This is a genomic window from Pseudorhodobacter sp. MZDSW-24AT, assembly GCF_002794355.1.
Lineage (GTDB): Bacteria > Pseudomonadota > Alphaproteobacteria > Rhodobacterales > Rhodobacteraceae > Pseudotabrizicola.
In genome coordinates this window covers 1-18,086 of sequence record NZ_PGOI01000007.1, presented here as the reverse complement: position 1 = coordinate 18,086, position 18,086 = coordinate 1, and the positions used below count along the sequence as shown (strand labels likewise).

The 18,086-nt window shown below is 63.9% G+C and carries 12 protein-coding genes; 8 read left to right on the top strand and 4 right to left on the bottom strand.

Features of this window, described 5'->3' with window-relative positions; all coding sequences use genetic code 11:
- The first annotated feature begins 173 nt into the window (after positions 1-173).
- Positions 174-3,644 carry a DNA polymerase III subunit alpha gene (gene dnaE, locus CUR21_RS06085; RefSeq protein ID WP_100196136.1) on the top strand — a complete coding sequence of 1,157 codons (3,471 nt, stop codon included), beginning with the start codon at positions 174-176 and terminating at the stop codon, positions 3,642-3,644.
- A gap of 51 nt (positions 3,645-3,695) precedes the next feature.
- Here the strand turns inward: dnaE and CUR21_RS06080 are convergent, their stop codons facing one another.
- Positions 3,696-4,127: a DUF1489 family protein gene (locus CUR21_RS06080; RefSeq protein WP_100196135.1), complete on the bottom strand. Its 432-nt coding sequence runs from the start codon at positions 4,125-4,127 to the stop codon at positions 3,696-3,698.
- 127 nt (positions 4,128-4,254) lie between these two features.
- Between CUR21_RS06080 and CUR21_RS06075 the strand changes: the two genes are divergently transcribed.
- Positions 4,255-6,531 carry an adenosylcobalamin-dependent ribonucleoside-diphosphate reductase gene (locus CUR21_RS06075; RefSeq protein ID WP_100196134.1) on the top strand — a complete coding sequence of 759 codons (2,277 nt, stop codon included), beginning with the start codon at positions 4,255-4,257 and terminating at the stop codon, positions 6,529-6,531.
- A 14-nt stretch (positions 6,532-6,545) separates the two neighbouring features.
- On the opposite strand, the gene arsJ is transcribed toward CUR21_RS06075, so the two are convergent.
- From arsJ to CUR21_RS06060, 3 genes are all read right to left on the bottom strand, one after another.
- Entirely contained in the window at positions 6,546-7,790 is a 1,245-nt protein-coding gene (gene arsJ / locus CUR21_RS06070; RefSeq protein ID WP_198431635.1) for an organoarsenical effux MFS transporter ArsJ, read from the bottom strand.
- A gap of 81 nt (positions 7,791-7,871) precedes the next feature.
- A complete protein-coding gene (locus CUR21_RS06065) occupies positions 7,872-8,882 on the bottom strand; it encodes an ArsJ-associated glyceraldehyde-3-phosphate dehydrogenase (protein ID WP_100196132.1) in 1,011 nt (336 codons plus the stop codon).
- Positions 8,883-8,886: 4 nt separating this feature from the next.
- On the bottom strand, positions 8,887-9,741 hold the full coding sequence (locus CUR21_RS06060; RefSeq protein ID WP_100196131.1) for a helix-turn-helix domain-containing protein: 855 nt from the start codon (positions 9,739-9,741) through the stop codon (positions 8,887-8,889).
- 282 nt (positions 9,742-10,023) lie between these two features.
- Between CUR21_RS06060 and CUR21_RS06055 the strand changes: the two genes are divergently transcribed.
- From CUR21_RS06055 to CUR21_RS06030, 6 genes are read left to right on the top strand one after another with little or no spacing between them, the layout of a single operon-like run.
- A complete protein-coding gene (locus CUR21_RS06055; RefSeq protein ID WP_100196130.1) occupies positions 10,024-10,110 on the top strand; it encodes a potassium-transporting ATPase subunit F in 87 nt (28 codons plus the stop codon).
- Between the two features lie 12 nt (positions 10,111-10,122).
- On the top strand, positions 10,123-11,796 hold the full coding sequence (gene kdpA, locus CUR21_RS06050) for a potassium-transporting ATPase subunit KdpA (RefSeq protein WP_100196129.1): 1,674 nt from the start codon (positions 10,123-10,125) through the stop codon (positions 11,794-11,796).
- A gap of 11 nt (positions 11,797-11,807) precedes the next feature.
- The gene (gene kdpB / locus CUR21_RS06045; protein WP_100196128.1) at positions 11,808-13,844 is read left to right on the top strand and encodes a potassium-transporting ATPase subunit KdpB; all 2,037 of its coding nucleotides are present in this window, start codon (positions 11,808-11,810) and stop codon (positions 13,842-13,844) included.
- 11 nt (positions 13,845-13,855) lie between these two features.
- A complete protein-coding gene (kdpC, locus tag CUR21_RS06040; protein ID WP_100196127.1) occupies positions 13,856-14,449 on the top strand; it encodes a potassium-transporting ATPase subunit KdpC in 594 nt (197 codons plus the stop codon).
- Positions 14,446-17,118 carry a sensor histidine kinase KdpD gene (locus tag CUR21_RS06035; protein ID WP_100196126.1) on the top strand — a complete coding sequence of 891 codons (2,673 nt, stop codon included), beginning with the start codon at positions 14,446-14,448 and terminating at the stop codon, positions 17,116-17,118. Before kdpC ends, CUR21_RS06035 begins: the two co-directional genes overlap by 4 nt.
- Positions 17,115-17,816, top strand: a complete 702-nt coding sequence (locus CUR21_RS06030; protein ID WP_100196125.1) for a response regulator — start codon at positions 17,115-17,117, stop codon at positions 17,814-17,816. Before CUR21_RS06035 ends, CUR21_RS06030 begins: the two co-directional genes overlap by 4 nt.
- The last annotated feature ends 270 nt before the right edge of the window (positions 17,817-18,086 follow it).

Here is an 18,086-nt window from a genome sequence, read left to right as displayed (position 1 = left end):
TAAAACGGGCATGCACCCCCAGTTTTTCACAGTGTGTCCCTGTCAGATCATCAAGCAAGGCGATGCGCCACAAGGCAAGACAAATATCCTTGCCCGTTTTTGAAGCACCATCGGGAATTGCCGAAGAATGAGGCACCCTTTCCCCGGGCCGGATGCTTCGCTAGGCTGCGCATATGTCAAAAGCACCGCGATTCATTCACCTTCGAGTTCACACCGAGCACTCCTTGCTGGAAGGGGCCGTTCCGGTCAAGTCATTGGTCAAGATGGCGGTGGCCGCAGAAATGCCGGCCATCGCGGTGACGGACACCAACAACATGTTCGCCGCATTGGAATTTTCGGTGACCGCGCAAGGGGCGGGGGTGCAGCCGATCGTGGGTTGTCAGGTCAGTCTGGCGCATGACCCTGCCCAAGCCGGAGAGCGTCCGCGCCCGCCTGCCCCGATTGTGCTGCTGGCGCAGTCTGACGCGGGTTACATGAACCTGATGAAGCTGAATTCCTGCCTGTATCTGCGGGGAGACGGGCAGTTGCCGCATGTGACGCTGGAGGATCTGGACCGACACGCCGCCGGGCTGATTTGCCTGAGCGGGGGGCCTGACGGGCCATTGGGGCGGTTCTTGCAGGCCGGGCAGATGCCCAAGGCCCGCGCCTTGCTGGAGCGCCTTGCGGCCGCGTTCCCGCAGCGGCTGTATGTCGAGTTGCAGCGCCATCCGGGGGAAGGCGGGCGGCTTCCCCCCGCCGAGGCGGGATCTGAACGCGGGCACATCGATCTGGCCTATGAGATGGACCTGCCGCTTGTGGCGACCAATGATGTCTATTTCCCGAAAGCAGAGATGTATGAGGCGCATGATGCGCTGATCTGCATCGCCGAAGGCGCCTATGTCGACCAAAGCCAACCGCGCCGCCGCCTGACGCCGCAGCATTATTTCAAATCCGAAGCCGAGATGTGCGCGCTGTTCGCGGATCTGCCCGAGGCTTTGGAAAACACGGTGGAGATTGCCCGCCGCTGCGCCTTTGCCGCCTATAAGCGCAAGCCGATTTTGCCGAAATTCGCGGATGACGAGGTGGAGGAGTTGCGCCGTCAGGCCAATGAAGGCTTGCAGGCGCGCTTGGCGATCATTCCGCATGCCGTATCCCCCGAGGAATATCAGGCGCGGCTGGATTTTGAGCTGGGCATCATCGAGAAGATGGGGTTTCCCGGCTATTTCCTGATCGTGGCCGATTTCATCAAATGGGCCAAGGATCACAACATTCCGGTCGGGCCGGGGCGGGGGTCGGGGGCGGGCAGTCTGGTGGCCTACGCGCTGACCATCACCGATCTGGACCCGTTGCGTTATGCGCTGCTGTTCGAGCGGTTCCTGAACCCCGAGCGGGTCAGCATGCCCGACTTCGACATCGACTTCTGCATGGACCGCCGCGAAGAGGTGATCCGCTATGTGCAAGAGCGTTATGGCCGCGAGAAGGTGGGGCAGATCATCACCTTCGGGGCGCTGTTGTCCAAGGCGGCTGTCCGCGACGTGGGGCGGGTGTTGCAGCTGTCTTATGGGCAGGTGGATCGTCTGTCGAAAATGATCCCGGTGGAGGGGGTGAAGCCTGTCAGCATCACCAAGGCGCTGGCCGATGAGCCGCGCCTGCGCGAGGCCGCCAAGGAAGAGGTTGTGGGCCGGCTTTTGGACTATGCGCAGCAAATCGAGGGGCTGTATCGCAATGCCTCGACCCATGCGGCAGGGGTGGTGATCGGGGACCGCCCGCTGGATGAGCTGGTGCCGCTGTATCAGGACCCGCGGTCGGACATGCCCGCCACGCAGTTCAACATGAAATGGGTGGAAGCCGCGGGGCTGGTGAAGTTCGACTTCCTTGGGTTGAAGACGCTGACGGTGATCCAGAACGCGATGGATTTGCTGGCGCTGCGCGGGGTGAAGTTTGACATCAACCTGATCCCGCTGGACGACAAGCCCAGCTATGAGCTTTACGCGGCGGCCAAGACCGTGGCCGTGTTTCAGGTGGAATCCAGCGGCATGATGGATGCGCTGCGCCGGATGAAGCCGACCTGTATCGAGGATATCGTGGCCTTGGTGGCGCTGTATCGCCCGGGGCCAATGGAAAACATTCCGGTCTATTGCGAGGTGAAGAACGGGCTGCGCGAGATTGAATCGCTGCATCCGACGATTGACCCGATCCTGAAGGAAACCCAAGGCATCATCGTCTATCAGGAACAGGTGATGCAGATCGCGCAGGTGATGGGCGGCTATTCCTTGGGCGGGGCCGACTTGTTGCGCCGCGCGATGGGGAAGAAGATCGCCGAGGAAATGGCGAAGGAGCGGCCAAAGTTCATCGAAGGCGCCAAGAAGACCCACGGGATCGACGCCAAGAAGGCGGGCGAGGTGTTCGACCTGCTGGAGAAGTTCGCCAATTACGGGTTCAACAAATCGCATGCCGCGGCCTATGCCGTGGTCAGCTATCAGACCGCCTATCTCAAGGCGAACTACCCGGTGGAATTCATGGCCGGGGTGATGAATTGCGATATTCACCTGACCGACAAGCTGGCCGTCTACAAGCGCGAGATCGACAAGCTGGGGATCACGATGGTGGCGCCCTGCGTCAACCGCAGCCTTGCGACCTTTACGGTGCGGGATGGCCAGTTGATCTATGCGCTGGGCGCGCTGAAGAATGTGGGCGTCGAGGCCATGAAGCTGATCGTCGAGGCGCGCGGGGGCGCATCCGGCAGCGCGCTTGCGCCGGGGATGGCGGCAGAGCGGCCCTTTGCCACGCTTTTTGATTTCGCCCGCCGCGTTGACCTTAAGCGCGTCGGCAAGCGCCCGATGGAGATGCTGGCACGGGCAGGGGCCTTTGACCAGCTGGACCCGAACCGCGCCCGCGTCTTTGAAGCGCTGGATGCGCTGGTCGCCTATTCGGCGGCCATTCATGAAGCGAAATCCAGCAATCAGGTGTCGCTGTTCGGAGAGGCCGGGGCTGATATTCCCGAGCCCCGTTTGCCGTTCCGGGACGATTGGCAGCCGGTGGAGCGCCTTGGGCATGAGCATCAGGCGGTGGGCTTTTACCTGTCCGGCCATCCGCTGGACGATTACATGGGCCCCCTGAAGCGCAAGGATGTGAAGACCTTGAGTGAAATCACGCAGCTTGCGCAGCGGGGGCCGCTGATTGCCAAGCTGGCCGGTTCGGTGGCGTCAAAGCAAGAGCGCAAGAGCGCCAAAGGAAACCGTTTTGCCTTTGTGCAATTGTCGGACCCCACCGGGCTTTATGAGGTGACGGTGTTTTCTGACGTTCTGGAAGCCGCGCGGGATTTTCTGGAACCGGGCAAGAATGTGGTGCTGACGGTCAAGGTGGACCCCGATGGCGATGGCGTGAAGCTTTTGGCCAATGCGGTGCAGCCCATCGATGCGGTGGCCGATCAGGCCGGCGCGCAAGACTTGCGCATTCACCTGAACCGGGTCGAGGCGGTGCCGTCCTTGGCGGCCTTGCTGTCGCGGGTGGAAGGACGGCATCGCGCACAGATCACCCTGTGCGTGCCGGACGAGCAAGGGCGGGAGATCGACCTGACCCTGCCGCAGCCTTTCCCGATCACGCCGCAGATCAAGGGCGCGATCAAGGCGATGCACGGCGTGGTGATGGTGGAAGAAGTTTAGACGTTCGGTCCGCCGAACCAAGGGAGCGGCGGCAGCGCGATGCCGCCGCTGCTATCGCAGCCCGAACTCGGCCATGGCCTCGGCCAATCCCGGTGGCAGCGCCTCTTCCGACTCGCGTCCGGGCAGCAGGTCTGGCGGGGCGTCCTTTGCATCGAGATAACGCCAGCCTTGGAAGGGACGGCGCGGCACCGCTTGGGTCCGGGTGACCTTTGCATCCAGAATGATCGCACAGCGTGAGATGCCATCGGCCCCGGTGACCTGCTCGAGCCCCATCACCTTTTGCCGGGCGAGGATCACGCCTTTGATCACCCAGTAGAGCGAGCCTCCGGCCAAAACCTCTTCGGCGCGTTTGGGCCACATGCGGGTGACATGCACCGCGCGGTCTTTTGGCCAGCGCGCCCGCTGGCTGGTTTGCCAGTCCAGAAGGTCTTCCACGCTGTCGGCGCCGACACAAAGTTTGAGGATGTGAACATGCTCTGCCACGGGTGATTCCTTTGGTTTGGCTGCCTAGCATAGGGCGCGGGAGGCCGACGGCAAGGCGTTGACCCTTGGGGGCGGGCGGCCTAATTTGGGATCTCTGCCTTGCTACGCACAGTCACAAGGAGTGCCCATGTCCCGATTCGCCGCGCCGATTGCCGAACAGATCTGGGACATGAAGTATCGGCTGAAATTGCAGGACGGGACTCCGGTGGATGGCACGGTCGAAGACACGTGGCGCCGGATCGCGCGCGCCTTGGCCGCAGTGGAGGCCGACCCGGCCCAGTGGGAGCCGAAGTTTTACGCGGCACTGGAGGATTTCAAATATCTGCCTGCGGGGCGCATCACCGCCGGAGCGGGCAGCGGCCGGTCTGTGACGCTGTTCAACTGTTTTGTCATGGGCACCGTGCCCGATGACATGGGCGGCATTTTCGACGCCTTGAAGGAAGCGGCGCTGACGATGCAGCAAGGCGGCGGCATCGGCTATGATTTCAGCACCATCCGGCCACGCGGCGCCGAGGTGAAGGGCGTTGCGGCCGATGCGTCCGGGCCTTTGTCTTTTATGGATGTCTGGGATGCGATGTGCCGCACGATCATGTCGGCGGGCAGTCGCCGGGGCGCGATGATGGCCACCATGCGCTGCGATCACCCGGATGTCGAAGCCTTTATCGAGGCGAAGAAAGACCCGGCGCGCCTGCGGATGTTCAATCTGTCGGTTCTGATCACCGATCCGTTCATGGCGGCGGTCAAGGCGGATGGTCCTTGGGAACTGGTCTTTGACAACAAGGTCTACAAGACGGTGCAGGCGCGTGATCTGTGGAACCGGATCATGCGCAACACCTATGATTTCGCCGAACCGGGCGTGATCTTCATCGACCGCATCAACGCGATGAACAATCTGGCCTATTGCGAGACGATTGCCGCGACCAATCCCTGCGGCGAGCAGCCCTTGCCGCCCTATGGGGCCTGCCTGCTGGGCAGCATCAATCTTGCGGCCTTGATCCGCAATCCCTTTGATGCCGATGCCGCCCTTGATGCGGAGGCGCTGGAGGACTTGGTGCGCATCGCCGTGCGCATGATGGACAATGTGGTGGATGCCAGCCGCTTTCCCCTGCCGCAACAGGCGGCAGAGGCACAGGCCAAACGTCGGATCGGCTTGGGGGTGACGGGGCTGGCCGACGCGCTTTTGATGATCGGCGCCCGCTATGGCAGCGCCGAAGCCGCCGCGCTTACCGAACGCTGGATGCATGCGATTGCGCGATCGGCCTATCTGGCCTCGGTCGCGCTGGCCCAAGAAAAGGGCGCCTTTCCCCTGTTCGACGCCGAGAAATTTCTGGCCTCGGGATCGCTTGCCGCGATGGACGCTGATGTGAAGGCGGCGATCCGCGCCCATGGCATCCGCAATGCGCTGCTGACATCGATCGCACCCACCGGAACCATCAGCCTCTATGCGGGGAATGTGTCGTCAGGGATCGAGCCAGTCTTTGCCTATGCCTATACGCGCAAGGTTCTGCAAAAGGATGGGTCGCGCAGCGAGGAAGAGGTGGTCGACCACGCGGTGCGCCTGTGGCGCGAGAAGAAGGGCGACGCGCCTTTGCCCGACCATTTCGTCAATGCCCAGACCCTGCCGCCGCTGGACCATGTGCGGATGCAGGCCGCGGCCCAGAAATGGGTTGATTCCTCGATCTCCAAAACCATCAACTGCCCCGAAGACATCAGCTTTGACGCTTTCAAAGAGGTCTATATGGCGGCTTGGGATCAAGGCTGCAAAGGCTGCACGACCTATCGCCCCAATGCGGTGACCGGATCGGTGCTGAGCGTGTCAGAAGCCTCGGAGACCACACCGTCCGAGTCCCCTGCGACCGCACAGGCGGATGGGGACGTGATCTATCTCTCCGAGCCGCTGGACCGCCCCGCCGCACTGGAAGGCGCGACCTACAAGCTGAAATGGCCGGGGTCGGAACATGCGCTTTACATCACCGTGAATGACATCATCGTCTCGGGGCATCGCCGCCCGTTTGAAGTTTTCATCAACTCCAAGAACATGGAGCATTTTGCGTGGACCGTGGCCTTGACGCGGATGATCTCGGCGGTGTTTCGGCGGGGCGGTGACATTTCTTTCGTGGTCGAAGAACTCAAGGCCGTGTTCGACCCGCGCGGGGGGGCTTGGCTGGAGGGAAAATACATTCCCTCGATTCTGGCGGCGATCGGCGGTGTGATCGAGCGCCACCTGATCGCGATCGGGTTTATCACGGGCGAGGGCATGGGGCTGAAATCGGACCCGCAGGCCGAGGTTGTGGCCATCGGCGCGCCACGCGGCAAAAGCTGCCCCAGCTGCGGAAGCTTTGACCTGCGGATGATCGAAGGCTGCATGACCTGCGCGAGCTGCGGCCATTCCAAATGCGGATAGGCGCGCGGGCGCCTTCAGGTTTTGAGGCGGCTTGCGGCGCGCCATGAGGCGAAGGCCATCAGCCCTGCTGTGGCAAGGCAGAGCGGCAGGCCGCCGAGTTGGAAGCTGATGCCCGAGAGCAAGGTGCCGATCAGGCGGCCCGCCGCATTGGCCATGTAGTAAAATCCGACATCGCGGGTGATCCGCTCTTCTGATCCGAAGGCAAGGATCAGATAGGAATGCACCGAAGAGTTGAGAGCAAAGACAAAGCCAAAGAGCAGCAGACCCGCGATCAGCGTGGCGGTGAGCCAAGGGGCAGGCGCGCCTGCGGCCCAGGCGGCGGCGGCCAGCAGGAAGGGGATCGGCACCAGAAGCCCTGTCCACAGAATGGCCTTGCGGATGACATGCTGCTCGGGCTGGCCTTTTGCGCCCAAGAGGCGGGGCGCAAGGGCTTGCACCGCGCCATAGCCCATGATCCAGAGCGCGAGGAAGCTGCCGATGAGGAAGAAAGCTTCGCGCCGACCCTCGGCCGTGCCATCGGAGAGGACCATCTGGAAATAGACCGGGACGCCGACGACGAACCAGACGTCGCGCGCGCCAAACAGGAACAGGCGGGCCAAGGAGAGGCGGTTGACGCGCGGGTCTTTTGAGCGCCAGCCGCTCCAGGCCTCTTCGGATTTCAGACGGCCGGGAAGTCCGGCGGGAAGGAAGAGGAGAACCGCCGTCAGGATCACTGCCAGGACGGCCGCCATGCCCCAGACGGCGGCCTGAAAGCCTGCCACCGCCAGCAGCGCGGCACCGAGGAAAAAGCCCAAGCCCTTGACCGCGTTCTTTGATCCGGTGAGCAGGGCGACCCAGCGGAAGAGCCCGCCGCCCTCTTTGGGCGCCAGCATCTTTACGGCGGATTTCGAGGACATCTTGGCAAGATCCTTGGCAACGCCCGACACCCCCTGAACCGCCATCACAAAGGCAACCGAGGCGCCCACGCCCCAAGCCGGATCGAGTTGTGCCAAGGCCAGCAAGGCGCCGATCTGCAAGGCAAGACCGCCGTAAAGGGTGGCCGCCAGCCCGAAACGGGCGGCCAGCCATCCGGCGGCAAGGTTGGTGACGATGCCCGCGAGTTCATAGAGCAGGAACAGCCATGCGAGCTGGATGGGGGTGAAGCCGAGGCTGTTGAAATGCAGCAGCACCAGCATCCGCAATGCGCCGTCCGACAGCATGAAGGCCCAATAGGCGGCCGTCACGGCGGCATAGGCTTGGATCGGCTTTGCGGCGGTCATGGTCAGGGCTTTCCGGCTGGTGGCGGGGCCGAGGGCGCTTTGCCCCCCGGTCCCCCGAGGATGTTTGAAGACAGAAAATGGTCAGAGGCGCGCCGCCACCATCCGCGCGAGATCGGCCAATCGGCAGGCATAGCCCCATTCATTGTCATACCAGGCGTAGACCTTCACCTGCGTGCCGCCGATGACCATGGTGGACGGGCCGTCGATGATGGCAGAGCGGGGATCATTGGTGAAGTCAGAGGAAACGAGGGGCCGGGTTTCAAAGCCGAGGATGGATTTGAGCGGACCTTCGGCGGCGGCCTTGAACAAGGCATTCACCTCTGCGGCGGTCGTGGGGCGGTCGACCTCGAAGACGCAATCGGTGAGCGAGGCGTTGAGCAGCGGCACGCGCACCGCATGGCCGTTCAGGCGGCCCTTGAGTTCAGGGTAGATCAAGGTGATCGCGGTGGCCGATCCGGTGGTGGTGGGGATCAGGTTCATCAGGGCCGAGCGCGCCCGCCGCATGTCCTTGGCCGGACGGTCTGCGATGGTCTGGGTGTTGGTCACGTTGTGCAGGGTGGTGATCGACCCATGGCGGATGCCAAGGCTTTCGTGGATCACCTTGACCACCGGGGCAAGGCAGTTGGTGGTGCAGGAGGCAGCCGTGATGAGGTGTTGAGAGCCGTCATAGAGATGATGGTTCACGCCATAGACGAGGTTCAGCGCGCCCCCGTCTTTCACCGGGGCCGACACCAGCACCTTTTTCACACCGGCGGCGAAATAGGGGGCCACTTTCGCGGCGGTCTTGAAGACTCCGGTGCAGTCGATCACCAGATCGACGCCAAGCTCTGCAAGGGGCAATGCCTCGAGGCTTTTTTCATGCGTGAGCCGGATGGTCTGGCCGTTGATGAGGAGCGCGCCGTCGCCCGCCGCGACGGGGGTGCGCCAGCGGCCATGGACACTGTCAAACTCGGTCCAGAGCGCATGCTGTTCGGCATCTCCGACCGCGTCGTTCAGAAGGACAATCTGGCCTTCTGCGCCGCTGTCAATCAGATCGCGCAGAACAAGTTTTCCGATGCGGCCAAGGCCGTTGAGGGCGATGCGGCTGGTCATAGGATCAGGCCTTTTCCTGTGCGTCGGCGCCGATGGCGTCCACCCGGGATTGCAGGGAGATCCGGGTGAGTGAGGGGAAGGGCAGTTCGACAAAAGCCGTGATGCGGCGGCGCAAGGCGGCGTAGGTCTGCGCGAAGACGAGCGCCTTTTCGGCATCGGTGCCGCTGGCTTTCACCGGGTCGGGCAAGCCCCAGTGGCCGGTGATCGGCTGGCCGGGCCATGGTGGGCACTCCTCGGCGGCGGCGGTGTCACACACGGTGAAGACGAAATCCATCTCCGGGCTGTCGGGGCGCTGAAACTCGGAGATGTGCTTGGCGCGCAGGCCCCCAACGTCATGGCCGTTGCGGTGCAGGATGTCCAAGGCAAAGGGGTTTAGAGCGCTGCCCGGTCGGGTGCCGGCGGAAAAGGCCCGGAATTTGCCTTTGCCGAGATCGCGCAGCAGCGCCTCGGCGAAGATGGAGCGGGCGGAATTGCCAGAGCAGATGAACAAGGCGCGAAAGGCGGGATCGGGTGCGGTCGGGTCCATGGAAAGCGTATCCTTTGGCGAGGAAAGCAGGGGAGAAAGAAGCTCGGGGCGGGCGCGGCCGACATCGAGTGCGAGATAGCCGATCAAGGCCTCGGAGGTGTCGAGATCCACGGCGTAAAGGAGCGAACGGCCACGGCGCGTGACCTGAACAAGGCCCGAGGCCGTGAGATCGGCCAGATGGTGCGAGAGGGTGTTTTGCTTGAGCCCAAGCGCTTGGGCGATCTCTGTCGGGCGGACGCCTTGCGGGGCAAAACGCATCAGAAGACGAAAAACCGCCATCCGGCCGGGGTGACCGAGTGTGGCGAAGGCATGAATGGCGCGGCTTTGTTCCATAGTTCATGATTTTAGGAATTTATCGGTTTTGTCCAGTGAAGGTTTCATGACAGCCCAAGCGCACTGGCCTGTGCCCAAGCAGGGGCGGCTGCCGTCTTTACGCGGCCCTTACGCGTTTGGCGGTTTTCGCCATAGCGGCTTTACGCCGGGATGACGGAGAACAGGCCTCCATTCAGAAGGAGTTGGAAATGGCTGACCTGCTTTACCTGTCGCTGGGCATCGGCGCGTTTGGTGCCTTTGCCGGCATCTTGCCTGCCTTGGCGCGACTTTAGGGAGGGTGTGATGTTCGATCTGATGTTGGGTCTGGGTGTTGCGGCCAGCCTTTTTGTCTATCTGGCCATGGTGCTTTTGCGCCCGGACCGGTTTTGAGAGGGTCGGGAGATGACATTTCTGGCTTATGGTCTGTATCTTGCCGCGCTTGTGGGCGCGGCTTGGGTGCTAGCGCTTTGGATGACCCGCGTTTACGCCGGGGCTTTGCCCGCCGGTTTGCAGCGCCTTGAAGGTTTGGTCTTCCGCGCGACCGGCACGCAGCCTGACCGGGGGATGACAGCGCTGTCTTACGGGCTGGCGGTGCTGGCGTTCAACCTTGCGGGCTTTCTGAGTCTTTACGCCATCCTGAGGCTGCAAGGTGCGCTGCCGCTGAACCCGGATGGCATCGCGGCGATGGCGCCGGATCTGGCGTTTAACACGGCCGTCAGTTTTGTGACCAACACCAATTGGCAGGCCTATTCGGGTGAGGCGCAGCTGTCCTACCTTGCGCAGATGGCCGGGCTGACGGTGCAGAACTTTGTTAGCGCGGGCACGGGGATGGCGGTGGGCGTTGCCGTCATCCGGGGCTTTGTGTCGGCCAAAGGCACCACCCTGGGCAATTTCTGGCAGGATCTGACGCGGTCTGTCCTGTGGATCTTGTTGCCGCTGTCGGTCGGTCTGGGCCTGTTTCTGGCGGCGCAAGGCGTGCCGCAAACGCTGCTGGGCGCCGTCACCGTGACCGGGCTGGAAGGGCAAGAGCAGATCATCGCGCGGGGCCCGGCGGCGGCGCAAATTGCCATCAAGCAGTTGGGCACCAATGGCGGCGGCTTTTTCGGGGTGAACTCGGCGCATCCGTTTGAAAACCCGACACTGGCGTCGAATATGGCGCAAAGCCTGTCGATCCTGCTGATCCCGGTGGCATTTTGCTTTCTGTTCGGCCGCATGGCGGGAGATCGCCGCCAAGGCTGGGCGATTTTTGCCGCGATGGCGGTTTTGTTCGTGGCGGGTCTGTCGGTGATTCACTTGGCCGAAGTGGCGGGCAATCCCGCGCTGGGGCAGGGCGCGAACATGGAAGGCAAGGAGCAGCGCTTTGGCGCGATGCTGTCGGCGCTGTGGGCAGCGTCGACCACCGCCGCCTCCAACGGATCGGTCAATGCGATGCATGACAGTTTCCTGCCGCTGTCGGGGCTGGTCATGCTGATCAACATGGCCATCGGCGAGGTGATCTTTGGCGGCGTCGGCGCGGGCCTGTATGGCATGCTGCTGTATGTGGTGCTGGCGGTGTTTCTGGCCGGGCTGATGGTGGGGCGCACGCCCGAATACCTTGGCCGCAAGATCGAAGGGCGCGAGGTCACGCTGGCGGTGCTGGCTTTTCTGTCGATGCCCTTGGGTATTCTGGTGGGGGGCGCGCTTGCCGCCACGGTGCCCTCTGCGCTGGAGGCCGTGCAGGATGCCGGACCGCATGGGATGAGCGAAATCCTCTATGCCTATGCGAGTGCCACCGGCAACAATGGCTCGGCCTTTGGCGGCTTTGGGGCAGGGCTGACGTGGCACACCACGGCGCTGGGCGTGATCATGCTTTTGGGCCGCTATGCGATCATCCTGCCGATGCTGGCGATTGCCGGATCGATGATCCGGAAGACGCCATCGCCCGTCACCAGCGGCACCTTTCCGACGCATGGGCCGCTGTTCGTGACCCTGCTGATCCTCACCGTGCTGATCCTTGGCGCGCTGACCTTTTTTCCCGTCCTCGCCCTTGGGCCGCTTGCGGAAGAAACCGCACGGGCGGCCGGGCAGACCTTTTGAGGGGATTTTCCATGTCACATCCTGACAAGCTGACGGCCCCGGGTGGCCTTTACAGGGCAGCGATCCGCCAAAGCGTGGTGAAGCTTGACCCGAGGGCGCTGTGGCGCAATCCGGTGATGTTCGTCACCGCCGTTGTCGCCGCGATGACCACGGTGCTGGGTCTGCGCGATCTGCTGGGCGGAGCGAGCGGCGCCGGCACGGCGCTGCACATTTCCGCATGGCTTTGGCTTTGCGTGCTGTTTGCCAATTTTGCCGAAGCGCTGGCCGAAGGCCGGGGCCGCGCGCGTGCCGACACACTGCGGGCCACCAAATCCGAAACCCGGGTGCGGGTTTTGCCGGGGGTGGAGGCTGATCCGGGCACGGGGGTTGAGACGGTCTCGACCGCGCTCAAACCCGGCCAGATCGTCTATGTCGCGGCGGGGGAGATTATCCCCACCGATGGTGAGGCGGTGCGCGGGGTGGCTTCGGTCAATGAAAGCGCGATCACAGGCGAATCCGCGCCGGTGATCCGTGAAGCCGGGGGGGACCGGTCTTCGGTCACTGGTGGCACCACGGTGGTGTCGGATTGGCTGGTGATCAAGGTGACTGCCGAGCCGGGAAAAAGCTTTCTGGACCGCATGATCGCGCTGGTCGAAGGGGCGGAGCGGCAGAAGACCCCGAGCGAGATCGCGCTGAACATCCTGCTGGTCGGTCTGACGCTGATCTTCCTGTTCGTCGTCGTGACGCTGCCCGCCTTTGCCAGCTATTCGGGGGCGACGATCCCGGTGATCGTGCTGGGCGCGCTGTTTGTGACGCTGATCCCGACCACCATCGGGGGCCTGCTGTCGGCCATTGGCATTGCCGGGATGGACAGGCTGGTGAAGGCCAATGTCATCGCGAAATCGGGGCGCGCGGTGGAGGCTGCGGGGGATGTGGACACACTTTTGCTCGACAAGACCGGCACCATAACCTTTGGCAACCGGATGGCGGATGCGCTGATCCCGGCGCCGGGGGTGGATCTGCGGCGTCTGGCCGAGGCGGCGGCGCTGGCCTCGCTGGCGGATGAAACGCCGGAAGGCAAATCCATCGTGGACAAGGCGCGCGAGGCCTTGGGGTCGGTTCCAGCACTGCCTGCGGGGGCGGAGGCGGTGGCCTTTACCGCGCAGACCCGGCTTTCCGGGCTGGATCTGCCCGAGGGGCGTCGGTTGCGCAAAGGCGCGACCGATGCGGTGATCCGCCTGACTGGAAAGACCCCGCCCGGCGCGCTGGCGGCGCAGGTGGAGGCCATCGCGCGGTCGGGGGGCACGCCGCTTTTGGTGGCCGAAGGCGACCAGATCTTGGGCGCGGTGCATCTGAAGGACATCGTGAAACCGGGCGTGCGGGAGCGTTTCGCCGAATTGCGGGCCATGGGAATCCGCACCGTGATGATCACGGGCGATAACCCGCTGACCGCCGCCGCGATTGCGGCTGAGGCGGGGGTGGATGACTTTCTGGCCGAAGCCACGCCGGAAATGAAACTGGACCTGATCCGCCGCGAACAGGCGGGCGGGCGGCTGGTGGCGATGTGCGGGGATGGGTCGAACGACGCGCCAGCCCTTGCGCAGGCTGATGTGGGTGTTGCGATGAATGCGGGCACCCCGGCGGCGAAAGAGGCGGCGAACCTGATTGATCTGGACAGCGACCCGACCAAGCTGATCGAGGTGGTGATGGTGGGCAAACAACTGCTGATCTCGCGCGGCGCGCTGACCACCTTCAGCATCGCCAATGATGTGGCGAAATACTTCGCGATCCTGCCCGCCATCTTTGTGGCGGCCTATCCGGGGCTTGGCGTGCTGAACATCATGGGGTTGGCCTCGCCCACCTCGGCCATCCTGTCGGCAGTGATCTTCAACGCGCTGATCCTTGTGGCGCTGGTGCCGTTGGCGCTGCGGGGGGTGGCCTATCGCCCGTCCTCGGCAGCGGCGTTGCTGCGGCGCAATCTGCTGGTTTACGGCTTGGGCGGGCTGATCGTGCCGTTCGTCGGCATCAAGGCAATCGATATGGCGCTGGTCGCGCTGAATCTGGCTTAAGGAGAGACCCGATGTTGACCTATCTTCGCCCCGCGCTGTCGATGATGGTGCTGTTCACGCTGCTGACCGGGCTGGCCTATCCTTTTGCCATGACCGGGCTGGCGCAGGCGCTGTTTCCGACGGAGGCAAATGGCAGTCTGATCGAAAACGATGGTCGGCTGGTTGGCGCGGCGATGATCGCGCAGCCCTTCACGGCCGCCGCCTATCTTCACCCTCGCCCGTCGGCCAGTGACTGGAATGCTGCCGGAACAGGCGCCTCCAACCTTGGCCCCACATCGGCGGCGTTGATCGCCGATGTGGCGGCACGCCGCGTGGCCTATGAGGCGGAAAACGGCAGTCCAGCGCCGATTGACGCGGTCACCGCCTCTGGCTCGGGGTTGGACCCGCATATCAGCGTGCAAAATGCCCGCGCCCAAACTGCCCGCATTGCGGCGGCGCGCGCCGTGGCGCCGCAGGAGATCACGGCGGTGATCGCAGCGGCTGTCGAGCGGCCTTTGTTCGGGCTTTATGGCGAAGCGCGGGTGAACGTGCTTTTGACCAACATCGCCCTTGACGCGGCCTTTCCGATGGCGCCCGCTGCGCCCACCGGAGAGATGACCGAATGACCCCAGACGCCGACATCCGCCCTTCGCCCGATGCGCTTTTGACCCAAGCCGCGCGTGAGGGGCGGGGTCGGCTCAAGATCTTTCTGGGGGCGGCCCCCGGTGTTGGCAAGACATGGGCGATGCTGGATGACGCGCATCGCAAGCGCATGGAAGGCGTCGATGTGGTGGCCGCCTTGATCGAAACCCACGGTCGGGCCGAGACGCAGGCCAAGCTGGCAGGCTTGCCGCAGCTTGCCCGCAAGGCGATGATCCACCGGGGCAGGGCCTTGACCGAGATGGATCTGGACGGGCTTCTGGCGCGTCGTCCACAGCTTGCCCTGATCGACGAGCTGGCCCACACCAATGCCGACGGAAGCCGCCACGAAAAACGCTGGCAGGATGTCGAAGAGGTGCTGGCGGCGGGAATTGACGTCACCACCACGCTGAACATCCAGCACATCGAAACGTTGAACGAAACGGTCGCGCGGATCACGGGCGTCCGCGTGCGCGAGACCGTTCCGGATGGCGTGCTGGAACTGGCGGATGAGATCGAGTTGATCGATCTGCCCCCGGATGAGCTGCTGGCGCGGCTGAGGCAAGGCAAGATTTACCCGGCGGATCAGGCGGCCCGCGCGCTCACGTCGTTTTTCGTCAAGGGCAATCTGACCGCCTTGCGCGAACTGGCGATGCGGGCGGCGGCAGACCGCGTTGACGCGCAATTGCGCGAACACATGGCCGCCAATGCCATCGCCGGGCCTTGGCCCACTCAGGAACGCATTCTGGTCTGCATCAACGAAAGCCCGGCCGCGCGGGAAGCCATTCGCGTGGCAAAGCGCAGCGCCGACCGCGCCCGTGCCGAGTGGATTGCCGTGAACGTGGCCTCTGCCCGAATGGAATCCTTGCCCGAGGCGGACAAGGACCGTCTGGCCGGAAGTTTGCGGCTGGCCGAACGGCTGGGCGCGGAACTCGCCACGCTGGAAGCCGAGCATGATGTGGCCGATGCGATCCTGACCTATGCCCGTGACCGCAACGTGCGACGCATTGTGATTGGCCGGGCACGCGCGAGGCCCCTTTGGCGACGGCTAACGACCGAGGATGTGGCGGCCAACCTTTTGCAAAAGGCAGGCGCGTTCGAGATTACCGTGGCCTCGTCCTCTGAAGAAAAGCCGTCCCCGCACCGCTGGCAGGCGCAGCCTTGGTCTGCCGAGCCGAAGGCTTGGGCCGAAGCGGTTTTGGCGGTTCTGGCCGCCTCGGCTTTTTCATGGGCCGCCGAGCAGTTGTTTCCCATCGCCAGCCTGTCCGTGATCTATATGACGGCGGTGGTGATTGTGGCCAGCCGACGCGGCCTTGGCCCCGCCATGGCGACGGCGGTGCTGGGATTTCTGGCCTATAATTTCCTGTTTACCCATCCGCGTTACACCTTCCATGTCACTCGGCAAGGCGAACTCCTGACACTGGGCCTGTTTCTGGCGGCCTCACTGGTCACTGGCAATCTGGCGGCGCGCCTGCGCGCGCGGGTGGAGGCGCAGGCCGCCATCGCCGACCGCACCAACAAGCTTTATGATTTCAGCCGCCGGGTGGCGTCGGCGGCCACAGCGGATGATGTGATCTGGGCCTCGGTCAGCCATGTTGCGACAACACTCCGCTGCGAAGCGGTGCTGCTGATGCCGCGCGAGGGGGGGCTGAGCGTGGTGGGAGGGTTTCCGCCCGAGGACCAGTTGGATGTGCGTGACCAATCGGCCGCGCAATTTGCCTGGGACAAAGCCGAACCTGCCGGACGGGGGTCTCACACGCTTCCCATGGCGCGCTGGCTGTTCCTGCCTTTGGTCGCGGGGGAGCGAAAGCTGGGCGTGCTGGGGATTGCCCATGCCGATGACCGTCAGCTTGCCCGCACGGATCGGCGGCTGCTGGATGCCTTGATCGACCAGATCGCCCTTGCCTTGGAGCGGCTGCGCCTGACCGAAGATCTGGCCGCGACACAGCTTGCGACAGAAACCGAACGCTTGCGCACCGCCCTGCTGAATTCCGTCAGCCACGACCTGAGAACGCCGCTGGTCACGATCATTGGGGCGGCGGGGAGTCTTGCCGAATCTGACCTTCCGGCTGTGGCGCGCCGCGATCTGGCCGAGAACATCCGCGAAGAAGGCGAGCGGCTGGATCGCTATGTGCAGAACCTGCTCGACATGACCCGGCTCGGTCACGGCGCGCTACGGCCCCGAAGAGAGGCGGTGGATCTGGCCGAGGTTGTGGGTTCGGCGCGGCAACGGATGAGATCTGTGCTGCGGACGCATCGTCTTTTGGTGGAGGTGCCGGATGATCTGCCAACGATCTTGGCCGATGGCGTGTTGCTGGAACAGGTTCTGGTCAACATTCTGGACAATGCGGGGAAATATGCGCCCGCCGACACCGAGATTAAGGTGGCGGCGGTTGCCCGGCAGGATGTCATTGACCTGTCGATCCTTGACCAAGGGCCGGGCATCCCGCGTGAGGATCTGCCCCGCGTGTTTGACATGTTCTTTCGCGTCGCCGGGGGGGACAGGCAGCGCGCAGGCACAGGGCTGGGCTTGGCGATCTGCAAAGGACTTGTCGAGGCGATGGGCGGCACGATCCGCGCCGAAGCAGGCTGGCCGGATGGGAGCGGCACCCGTATTGTCGTGTCATTGCCCTGTTCTGCCCCTGTCGAGCCATGAGTGCCCCAGCCCGCATCCTGCCCGCCCGCATCCTGATTGTCGATGACGAAGCCCCGATCCGCCGCTTTTTGCGGGTGGCGCTGGAGGCAGAAGGCTATGCCGTGTCCGAAGCCGCAACGGCGCGCGAAGGCATCAGCGCCACCGCACGGGAAAACCCGGCCTTGGTGGTTCTGGATCTGGGCCTGCCGGATGCTGATGGGGTGCAGGTTCTGAAAGACATCCGTGGATGGAGCGCGGTTCCGGTTCTGATCCTGTCGGTGCGGGCGGATGAGGCGGGCAAGGTGGAGGCGCTGGACGCGGGCGCGCAGGATTATGTGGTCAAACCGTTCGGCATCAAGGAATTCCTTGCCCGTGTGCGCGGCCTGCTGCGGGACCGCGCGACCGACGTGCCAGAGGCGGTGGTGACCATCGGACCTTTGCAGATCGACGCCGCCCGCCATTGTGCCAGTCTTGCCGGGCGCCCGCTGCACCTGACGCGGCGCGAGTTTGATCTGTTGTGGATGCTGGCCAGCCATCGCGGCCGCCTTGTGACGCAGGGCATGATTCTGAGCGCGCTTTGGGGGCCTGCCCATATCGATGACAGCCAGTATCTGCGCGTCTACATCCGGCAGCTTCGGCAGAAGCTTGGGGATGATGCGACAGACCCGCGATTCATCTTTACCGAACCGGGGGTCGGTTACCGCCTGGCCGACATGTAAGAGAATAAAGGCTGTCAGGCTTGGGACGTGCGGGGGGCGGCGGTCTTTAGGCCGGGAGCCGCCCGCGCAGGGGAAACGGCAGCACTGGCGACGAGCGGGGGCGGCCTCGGCGCGGGCCCGTGCGGCGGTGCGATTCCCGCATCCGAACCCTGCGGGGCGGGGCGATGGCGGGCTTCCCTAAGGTCACGTCTGCCTTTGCCCTCGGGTTCGAGTTGGGGGAGTGCGGCTGAGTCTGTGGATAAGGTTGTTTTTGGGGATTTGGTTCCATTT

Coding starts and splice junctions, on each gene's coding strand:
- CUR21_RS06030 (WP_100196125.1), top strand. CDS start 17,115: ATGAGTGCCCCAGCCCGCATCCTGCCCGCCCGCATCCTGATTGTCGAT.
- dnaE (WP_100196136.1), top strand. CDS start 174: ATGTCAAAAGCACCGCGATTCATTCACCTTCGAGTTCACACCGAGCAC.
- CUR21_RS06055 (WP_100196130.1), top strand. CDS start 10,024: ATGTTCGATCTGATGTTGGGTCTGGGTGTTGCGGCCAGCCTTTTTGTC.
- arsJ (WP_198431635.1), bottom strand. CDS start 7,790: ATGACCGCCGCAAAGCCGATCCAAGCCTATGCCGCCGTGACGGCCGCC.
- CUR21_RS06060 (WP_100196131.1), bottom strand. CDS start 9,741: ATGGAACAAAGCCGCGCCATTCATGCCTTCGCCACACTCGGTCACCCC.
- kdpC (WP_100196127.1), top strand. CDS start 13,856: ATGTTGACCTATCTTCGCCCCGCGCTGTCGATGATGGTGCTGTTCACG.
- kdpB (WP_100196128.1), top strand. CDS start 11,808: ATGTCACATCCTGACAAGCTGACGGCCCCGGGTGGCCTTTACAGGGCA.
- CUR21_RS06035 (WP_100196126.1), top strand. CDS start 14,446: ATGACCCCAGACGCCGACATCCGCCCTTCGCCCGATGCGCTTTTGACC.
- CUR21_RS06065 (WP_100196132.1), bottom strand. CDS start 8,882: ATGACCAGCCGCATCGCCCTCAACGGCCTTGGCCGCATCGGAAAACTT.
- CUR21_RS06075 (WP_100196134.1), top strand. CDS start 4,255: ATGTCCCGATTCGCCGCGCCGATTGCCGAACAGATCTGGGACATGAAG.
- kdpA (WP_100196129.1), top strand. CDS start 10,123: ATGACATTTCTGGCTTATGGTCTGTATCTTGCCGCGCTTGTGGGCGCG.